Below are 8223 nucleotides of genomic sequence, written 5' to 3'. Positions count from 1 at the left end.
CGCCCACCCAGCCGTCCGCGGACCACGACCCGTCGACCCCATGGACGCAGACACCAGCAAGGCCCTGCGGCTGTCGGACCCTCAGCGCCGTGCGCTGACCCTCGTTCACGAGGGCACGGTCTTCTACCGGGCCGACAGCGTCGGCCACGGCTACTTCTCGGCGCACGGCGCGTCCGAGATCAAGCTCAACGCCCGAACGATCGACAGCCTAACCAGGCACGGCCTGATCGTCGAGGCCCCCGACCAGTTCCGTGACCTGCGCGGGGGCTGGTTCGTATCCGGCCCTACCGGCTGACCGACGCGGGCCGCACCGCTCTGGGGCTCGTCGAGGAGGCCCCGCAGGGCGATGTCCCGGCGACGGTGGACGTTGCCGACGTCCGGGTGGGCATGGCTACGCCGCTGGGATGGGTCGACTACATCTCCCGGCTCGACGAGGGCGGGGCCATCGTCTACTACCGCCCGTTCGATCGGTCCCCGCTCACGTGCCGCGCGTGGCCGCGCGGGGAGCGGCTGACGCTCGTTCCCTGCCCCCACGTCCCCAGCTACTTTGATCGCTCCCGCTGCGCGACGTGCGGTCACGAGCTGGGGAGCGTGGCCGCGTGAGGCCCGCCATCACGCTGTGGTCGGACGCTTCGGACACGTACGGTTCTGGGGTGGTTCGCAAGCTGCGTACGATCGGCTACCGCCGGATCTCCGACGACCGCGAAGGGCTGGAAGCCGGGGTCACCCGCCAGGACGAGGACATCCGCGAGCTTGCCGCCCGGCGTGACGACGTCGACCTGATCGACGTGCTGACCGACAACGACCTGTCGGCCACGAAGGACTACCGGCCGGAGTTCGAACGCATCCTCACCATGGCGCAGGCCGGCCAGATCGACGCGGTGATCGCGTGGACGTCGAACCGCTTCCTACGCAACCGGCCCGACCGGATGCGCGTGATCGAACTGTTCAAGGCCCGCAACGTCATGCTGATCCCGGTCCGGGGCACCACCATGGACTTCACCTCCGCTGACGGCCGGATGATGGCCGACATCATCTTTTCGATCGACGCGGGAGAGGCCGAGCGCACGGCGGAGCGTGTCGCACGGGCAGCACAGCAGCGGGCCGAGCAGGGCCGCCACCACGGCGGACGCCGGGCCTACGGCTACGGGCCGATCGTCGGCACCGACCACACCGGCAAGCCCGTACGGGACTTCCACGCCATCGTTGCGGACGAGGCCGCGGTTATCCGCCGCATCGCGGCCGATGTGCTGGCAGGCATGCCGTTGGGGGCCATCGCACGCCAGCTCAACGCCGAAGGCGTGGCGACCGTGACCGGTCGCCGGTGGGACCCGACCACGGTCAAGGAGATGATGGTCAACCCGCGGCTGATCGGCATGCGTGGCTACCAGACCCGTGCCACCCGCCGCAGCACGGGCACCATCGCGGTCATGGGTGAGGCGCAGTGGCCTGCGATCCTGGACGTCGACACCTGGGAGCAGATCCGGGCGATCCTCACCGACGCCTCGCGGCGGACCAACACCAACGCGCAGAAGCTTCGGCGCATGCTGGCGGGGTTCGTCTACTGCGCCTCGTGCGGGCACAAGCTGACCGGGAACGGCGCGAACGGGAAGCGGCTGTACTGCCAGCGCCGCAACGGCCGCTGTGCGGCCAAGGTCCGGATCGGAGAAAGCTTCCTCGTCGAGTTGGTGAGCCTCGCCGTGCGCAAGCGTCTCGACGACCTGGTGCTCCAACCCGTCGCCACGGAAGACCCGGCCGCCGCTGAGCTGGCGACGTTGGAGGCCCGCAAGAGCGCGCTGGCGGACCGGTGGGCATCCGGGAAGATGGACGACGATGCCCACAAGGCCATCGTCCGCCAGATCCGTGAGGCCGAGGCCCGCAGGCACACCAGCGCGCGACGGCGCGCCACGCTGCCCGTGGACGGCGCCGCAGGCTGGGATGAGCTGGGAGACGACATCGCGGCCAAGCGGGTGATCCTCACCCGACTGATCGACGGCGTGATCATCGGCGGTGATGGAACCATCGAAGGCGATGAGGTGCAGCGCGTACGGATCGTGTGGCGCGACCTCAACGACCCCCGGTAGTCCCTCCCACCGAGCGAAGCCCCCGGCAGATGCCGGGGGCTTCGTCGTATCTGCCCGCATTGGCGCCTGAGAGCGACGCTGGCGCGTTGAATTGCTGGGGGCGCTGTGCCCCCCCCGGTGATTGCGGCGCGGGTAGAGGTAGCGGCTACGGGTAGCGGAGTCGTTGCCCGGGGCACTACCGGTCGGACCGGTCCTGACCTGCGACGCTGTGACGCTGGGCGGCATGCCAGCGATCAATGACCCGAATTTGCTAGTCAGGCATGGCTACCAGAGGGGCATGCAACCTGCACGGCGATCTTGTGTGCCGGGATGGGCGAGGTCACCGTCCCGTGTAGTGGGCCGTGTTGTCCAGGCGGGTGGTGAAGCCGTCCGCGGTGTCGCGGGTCAGCAGCAGAAGCGGCTCGACGGCGGTCAGGTCGGGGGTGTCTGTGATGCCGCCGACCTTGCGGGTGGCGGTGACGGCGATGAGGTCGCCGCCGGGGGCGAGGTCGTCGAGGTAGGCGGTGTTGCGCGGGCCGCGTTCGCCGTTCAGCAGGCACTTGGCGGCCCCCAGGACGCCGAGGGTCAGGCAGCCGCCGGGCAGGATCACGGTGGTGCCCTGGCTGAGGGTCAGGCGGGTGATGACGGTCAGATCCGCCACCAGTTCGCCCTCGGGTGCCCACAGCGGGGTCAGGCGGACCTGACCGTGGCCAGGAAAGGTGATGGCCGGGTCCGGCGGCGGGGTGAAGCGGTAGGGCAGGTGGGGGCCGAACTCGGCGAAGGCGGTGTTGCGCTCAGGGGCGCCGAGGACGATCAGGCTGTCGGGTTCGGCGTTGTAGTACTCGCCGGGGTGGAAGTCCCGGATGGTCGCGGCCGGGAAGTACTGGGCGAAGTGGACGCGGACGTAGAACAGGGCGTCGAGGTCGGCGAAGCCCGCGTAGCGGGCGTACAGCGGCTCGCTCGGCCGCTGCCGGGCCGGGTCCGCGGCGGGGAGAGCGGAGCAGATCACGTCCACGCGGGAGGTGGCGGTGATACCGAAGAACCGGCTTGTCCCGTCGCCCGGGGCGGTCCCCGCGACGCTGGCGGGGGCGTCGCTGCCCGGCGGGGGCGGTCCGGCAAGGTAGGAGCCATCGGCAATGAGCAGTGCGAGGGTGTCCAGGGCCTGTCCAGCGTGGCGGCGTACGGTTTTGGCTGAGCAGCCCAGCACTCGGGCGAGGGATTCCTGCCGCTCGGTCAGGCTGGGCCAGGAGTGTTCACCGAGCAGGTTGAAATCCGCAGCGGCATAGCGGCGCTCGTGCGGGGTCAATGCGTCGATCGCTCTGCGCAGAGCTGCTACCAGGCGTGTCGTCTCGCTCGCCGCGTTCGACAGTGGCGGGGTTCGGACGAGCAGCAGCGCGCGGAGCGGGTCGCTGAGCGCGGTGACCGCCCCAGGATGACCGAGAGCGGGCCCTTGGCGCAGCCGCAGCAGCTCAGCGCGGATGTCCTCCGGAGAGACCCGGGCGGGGGAAAACGCCATGTGTCCAAGGGTTGTCCAACGGCCTGGATCTGTCCGGATCTTGGGGTAACTGGCGGGATGTCGCCGCTGCATGACCCACGGGGACAGTGGTGGCTCCTCACCTCTGGAGGTGGCCATGTACGCCGCTGTCGGACCGGCGACGAACACCCTGGTACTCAATCCTGACGAACTCGGCCCCGACCCGGCGCCGGGTATGGATCTTGCGGCGACGCTGGGCATCGGGCATCTGGAGATCCGCTCGGCCGGGGGAGCCAATGCTGTGACCCTGCCCGTCGATCGACTACGGCGCATTCGCGCCCTGGCCGACGAACGCGGCCTGAAGGTGGCGGCGCTGGCCTCACCGCTGTGGAAATGGTGCCGACCCGAGGCTCGGCCCGGCCGGGTGGACACCTTCGGCTTCCCGACCCAGGTCCCGCCCGAGGAACGGCTGGGCTGGATCGAGCGGGCGTTGGAGGCCGCCGCCATCCTGGGGGCCCCGGTCGTGCGGATCTTCTCTCATCTGCGCGTCGACCCGGAGTTGACTGAGCGGATGTCCGGTGACCCGCTGCTGGCCAAGGCCCTGGACGCGGCGGATACGGCCGGGGTGAGGCTGCTGCTGGAGAACGAGCCGGTGTGCACCGTCGCCCACGCCGAGCCGCTGCTGGAGATCCTGGATCGGTATCACGGGCAGGGCCTGGGACTCTGGCTGGACGTGGCGAACCTCTACGAGGTCGGCCAGGCCACCGGCGACGTTGTCCGCGCCCTGGCCCCGTATGTGGCATACGTGCACGTCAAGGACTATCGGCCCGCTGACGGGGGCGGCCGGGTGTTCTGCCCTGCCGGCGAGGGCGTGGTGCCCTACGCCGAGGTGCTGCCACTGTTGCATGCGGCCCGCCCGGCGCTGCCTTACGGGCTGGAGACCCATGTGCGTGACACCCCCGCCGACGCGCTCGCGACCGGGGCCGCGTTCCTGCGGTCGGCCGTCCCGGGCGGCGTCGCGTGAAGCGGGTGCTGCTGGTCGGAGCCGGAGAAGTCGGAGCCAAGCACCTGACCGCCCTGGCTGGCGCGCCTGACCTGGCGGTCATCGGGGTCGCTGACCCCGGCCCACGCGTCGAACTACCGCTCGACGTCCCGCTTTTCGCCTCCTGGCGGGCGGCGCTGAGGGCCGTGACGCCGGATCTGGTGGTGGTAGCCTGCCCGCCGGGGACCGCGCTTGTCGCGGCTCGGGATGCCGCCCAAGCCGGGGCGATCGTTCTCATGGAAAAGCCCGGCACCGCCGACCCGGCTGCCTTGGCGTCCCGACCGGGTGACGGGCGGATCTTCGTAGCATTTCAGCCGCACTTCGCCCCCGGCCTTGATGTTCTGCTCGTCGAACGTCCGGCTGTCACCCGTGCCGAGGTGCTGCTGGCCGTGCGGCGGGACCCCAGCTACTTCCGCGGCTGGCGCCGCACCTACGCCGCCGCCGGTGGGGTTCTGCACCAGCAGGCCATCCACGGCCTGACTCTCGCTTTGCGGATGCTGCCCGGCGACATGGAGGCGGTCGACGCAGAGGTAGTGCATCGCCGGGGCCTGGCGGAGACGGAGGATCACGTCACCGCCACCATCACGCTGTCCGGTGGCGCCATGGTGCACATCGACGCCCGTGTCGACCACTCTGGGCCGCCGGCCCACGAACTCGTTCTCCACCTCACCGACGGACGCCGTCTTGAGGTACGCGGTCGCAACCTCGAAGCCGGACTCGGCGATCCAGCCGCCGCCCCCACGCACGAGAAGCTGCGGCGCGCGATGTACGCCGCGGTGCTGGACGCCACCGACGGGCGCCCAGCTCACCCCTGTCTGTTCCCGCTGACGGCGTTGCGGCGCCCACTGGAGGTGATCGACCGTGTCTACCGCGATGCCCGCGTTGTTCGCGCCGCGCACACCGCTGCCGCATGAGTTGCCCGTCGAGGTCGTCGAACGCAAAGGGATCGGCCACCCCGATACCCTCGCCGACGGTATCGCGGAACTCGCCTCCATCCGCTACAGCCGGCACTGCCTGGAGGTGGCGGGGGCGGTGCTGCATCACAACCTGGACAAGGTCGCTGTGCTCGGCGGCCGGGCCGCTTTCACCGATACCGACGGTGTCTACGACCGGCCGCTGCGGGTTGTCTTCGGTGGCCGGATCTCCACCAGCTTCGCGGGCCGTCCGCTGCCGGTGCGGGAGATCCTCCAACAGGCGGCCGTCGACCACCTGCATGCCGCCCTGCCGGGCTTCGACCGGGTAACGCTGGAGGTGAGACACGAGACGACCGACTCCTCCAAGTTCCCCCACTGGTTCGCCCCCCGCTCCCTGGACGATCTGCCCGAAAGGCCGATCGCGTTCTCCAACGACACCGCCTACCTCGTCGGATCGGCCCCACGGACAGCCACGGAGACCGTGGCGCTACTGGCCGAGGCGTGGTTCCGGCGTTTGCCGTGGGCGGGTAGCGACATCAAGGCCCTCGTCGTCCGAGACGGCGCGACCTGGACGGTGACGGTGTGCGTGCCCGCCCTGGCCGGGTATCTGGCCAGCTCCGCGGAATTCCACGACACGGTCACCGACGTGGCCGGCGAACTGACCGCGGTGCTTCAGGAGCATCTTCAGAGCCGGGCGACGGTGGTGTGCAACACCCGCGGCAGCCGCACCGGCCCCTTGTCGGGGCAGTACTTCACACTGTCGGGGTCGGCCGTCGACTACGGCGAGGACGGTTTGGTGGGCCGGGGCAACGCCCGCACTGGCGTGATCAGCGGCGCCCACCTGGCCGGGAACGAGGCGACGTTCGGGAAGAACCCGGCCTACCACGTCGGCAAGGTAGGCGGCTGGCTCGCCGATGAGGCCGCCCGCGCGGTGGCTGCCGAGTTCGGGCCGTGCCGCGTCGCGCTGCTGTGGCGCAACGGTGCCCCCTACGACGAGCCCGCCTCTGTCGAGATCATCGCCGGCAGGGGGGCGCCACCAGGAGAGGCCGAGGAACTAGTGCGGGCCACGCTGTCCCGGACGGACTGGATGGGCGAGCTGCTGTCCGGCCGGTACCTGCCCGCCCTCGCGCCGGTCGGGGAGCTGCTGGCCGAGCTGGAGCGGACCGTCAGATGAGCGCGCACCGTCTCGCCACCGGCCACGTCTGCGCCCACCTCACCCTGCCCGAGCACCTGGACATCACGGCCGCGCGGACCGCCGAGCGGGCACTGCCCGGCGGATGGACCCTGACCGCAACCCCCGCCACAGAGGCGGTGGACGTCGAAGTCACCACGGGGGCCGCGGCCGTCACCGTTGCGGGAGACACCGTGTGCCTTCGGCTGCCCCCGGCTGTGACCGCCTCGGACACATTGGCGTACGTTACCTACACCGCGACCGAGCGGGTCCGCCAGCAGCGACGCAAGGTTACGGTGCACGCCACCGCCCTGATCGCACCGGACGGGCGGGCGGTGCTGCTCCTCGGCGCGAACGGTGCGGGCAAGACGTCCACCGCGTTCGTGCTCGCGGCTCGGGGCTGGACCCATGCCGGCGACGACCTGGTTGTCCTCGGCGAGAGCGACGAGGGCGTGCTGGAGGTGTGGCCAGGCAAGTCCACCGCCGCCGTCCGTGACCCGAGCCGGCCACTCGCGCCGAAGCCCCAGCACGTGCTGGAGCCGCTCGCCACCGCGCCGGTCCCGCTGGGCCGGGTCGTACGCCTGGCTGTTCACCCGGTGCTGGTCCCGGCGTCGCTGACGCCCGCGTTGCCGCTGTCGGTGAACGAGCGGCTGCGGCTGCACGAGATGCTGGCCCGCTACATCTCCGGCCTGCCCACCCCCATCACCGGCGTTGCCGGGTTGCCGTACGGGCCGGTGTGGCCACTGGACACACCCACTCTGGCCCGTTGGCGCAGCCGCATGATCGCTGCCCTGGCCGACTGCCAGTTCGAGTACCTGTACGCGCCCAACCCCGAGACAGCCGCCGGCCTGCTGACCCAGGATGCCGAGACGAGGTGAACGCCGCCGTGATCCTGCCCAGCCGCAACGAGCCAGCCACCATCACCGCCGTCACCACCGCCGTCGACACCGCCCTCGGCGACACGTCCGCGGTCATCGTGCACGCCGACTCCTCCGACTCCCCGGACACCACCGCACGCTTCACCGCCACCAGCACCCGGGCCGTCAAGGTGCCACTGACCGACCTGGTACGGGGCAAGGGCGCCCAGATCCTGGCCGCCGTCCGCCGCCTGGACCTCACCGGCGCCGATACGGTGCTGATCGCCGATACCGATACCCGCAACCCGGACCCGGCCGCCTACGCCGCACTGCTGCAACGGGTGCGGGCCGGAGGTGCCGTCGCAATCGCCGACTACCCACGGCACTGGGACGAGGCCAACCTCACCAACCACCTTGCCCGCCCGCTGATCGCCGCCACCACCGGTCACGACATTCCCCAACCGCTGGCCGGAGACCTCGCCCTCTCCCGCGACGCCCTCACCGCCGTCCTCCACGCGGTCGGAGCACTACCCCCGGCGGTCTCCGCGTGCGTGGACGGGTACGGCATCGACGCCTTCCTCCTGCTGACCGCCGCCCGGCTTGGGCCCGTCGCCTCCGTACGGCTCGATACACCCAAGCAGCACGCCGGCTCCTTCCCCCACCTCCCCGCCATCTACCACCAAGCCGTCCCCGTCCTCCTAC

9 protein-coding genes are annotated in these 8223 nt (G+C 70.8%); 8 read left to right on the top strand and 1 reads right to left on the bottom strand.

All coding sequences use genetic code 11. The annotated features are described in order from the left end of the window. The 3 genes from AC08OO_RS21150 to AC08OO_RS21140 form a co-directional block, all read left to right on the top strand. A partial coding sequence (locus tag AC08OO_RS21150) for a hypothetical protein (RefSeq protein ID WP_476618960.1) occupies window positions 1–295 on the top strand: 295 nt, incomplete at its 5' end. A gap of 65 nt (window positions 296–360) precedes the next feature. After that, a complete protein-coding gene (locus AC08OO_RS21145; RefSeq protein WP_476618959.1) occupies window positions 361–603 on the top strand; it encodes a hypothetical protein in 243 nt (80 codons plus the stop codon). Between the two features lie 50 nt (window positions 604–653). After that, a complete protein-coding gene (locus AC08OO_RS21140) occupies window positions 654–2084 on the top strand; it encodes a recombinase family protein (RefSeq protein WP_476611445.1) in 1431 nt (476 codons plus the stop codon). A 319-nt stretch (window positions 2085–2403) separates the two neighbouring features. Here the strand turns inward: AC08OO_RS21140 and AC08OO_RS21135 are convergent, their stop codons facing one another. Then, window positions 2404–3579: a hypothetical protein gene (locus AC08OO_RS21135; protein ID WP_476611444.1), complete on the bottom strand. Its 1176-nt coding sequence runs from the start codon at window positions 3577–3579 to the stop codon at window positions 2404–2406. A 115-nt stretch (window positions 3580–3694) separates the two neighbouring features. On the opposite strand from AC08OO_RS21135, the gene AC08OO_RS21130 reads away from it, so the two are divergent. The 5 genes from AC08OO_RS21130 to AC08OO_RS21110 form a co-directional block, all read left to right on the top strand. Continuing rightward, the gene (locus AC08OO_RS21130; protein WP_035913239.1) at window positions 3695–4561 is read left to right on the top strand and encodes a sugar phosphate isomerase/epimerase family protein; all 867 of its coding nucleotides are present in this window, start codon (window positions 3695–3697) and stop codon (window positions 4559–4561) included. After that, window positions 4558–5493 carry a Gfo/Idh/MocA family protein gene (locus tag AC08OO_RS21125; RefSeq protein WP_043591854.1) on the top strand — a complete coding sequence of 312 codons (936 nt, stop codon included), beginning with the start codon at window positions 4558–4560 and terminating at the stop codon, window positions 5491–5493. Before AC08OO_RS21130 ends, AC08OO_RS21125 begins: the two co-directional genes overlap by 4 nt. After that, entirely contained in the window at window positions 5441–6667 is a 1227-nt protein-coding gene (locus AC08OO_RS21120; RefSeq protein ID WP_200875444.1) for a methionine adenosyltransferase, read from the top strand. The genes AC08OO_RS21125 and AC08OO_RS21120 overlap by 53 nt, the downstream gene beginning before the upstream one ends. Next, on the top strand, window positions 6664–7542 hold the full coding sequence (locus tag AC08OO_RS21115; RefSeq protein WP_043591852.1) for a hypothetical protein: 879 nt from the start codon (window positions 6664–6666) through the stop codon (window positions 7540–7542). The genes AC08OO_RS21120 and AC08OO_RS21115 overlap by 4 nt, the downstream gene beginning before the upstream one ends. Beyond that, window positions 7539–8223 (top strand): glycosyltransferase family protein (locus AC08OO_RS21110; protein ID WP_476618958.1); only part of this gene is annotated, 685 nt, incomplete at its 3' end. The genes AC08OO_RS21115 and AC08OO_RS21110, both read left to right, overlap by 4 nt.

Source organism: Frankia sp. CeCAU1, from assembly GCF_977971845.1.
This window is presented reverse-complemented; position numbering and strand designations above follow the sequence as displayed.

Bases quoted from the DNA above. Each gene is read 5' to 3' on its own strand.
- AC08OO_RS21130 (WP_035913239.1), top strand. From the start codon at position 3,695: ATGTACGCCGCTGTCGGACCGGCGACGAACACCCTGGTACTCAATCCT.
- AC08OO_RS21115 (WP_043591852.1), top strand. From the start codon at position 6,664: ATGAGCGCGCACCGTCTCGCCACCGGCCACGTCTGCGCCCACCTCACC.
- AC08OO_RS21135 (WP_476611444.1), bottom strand. From the start codon at position 3,579: ATGGCGTTTTCCCCCGCCCGGGTCTCTCCGGAGGACATCCGCGCTGAG.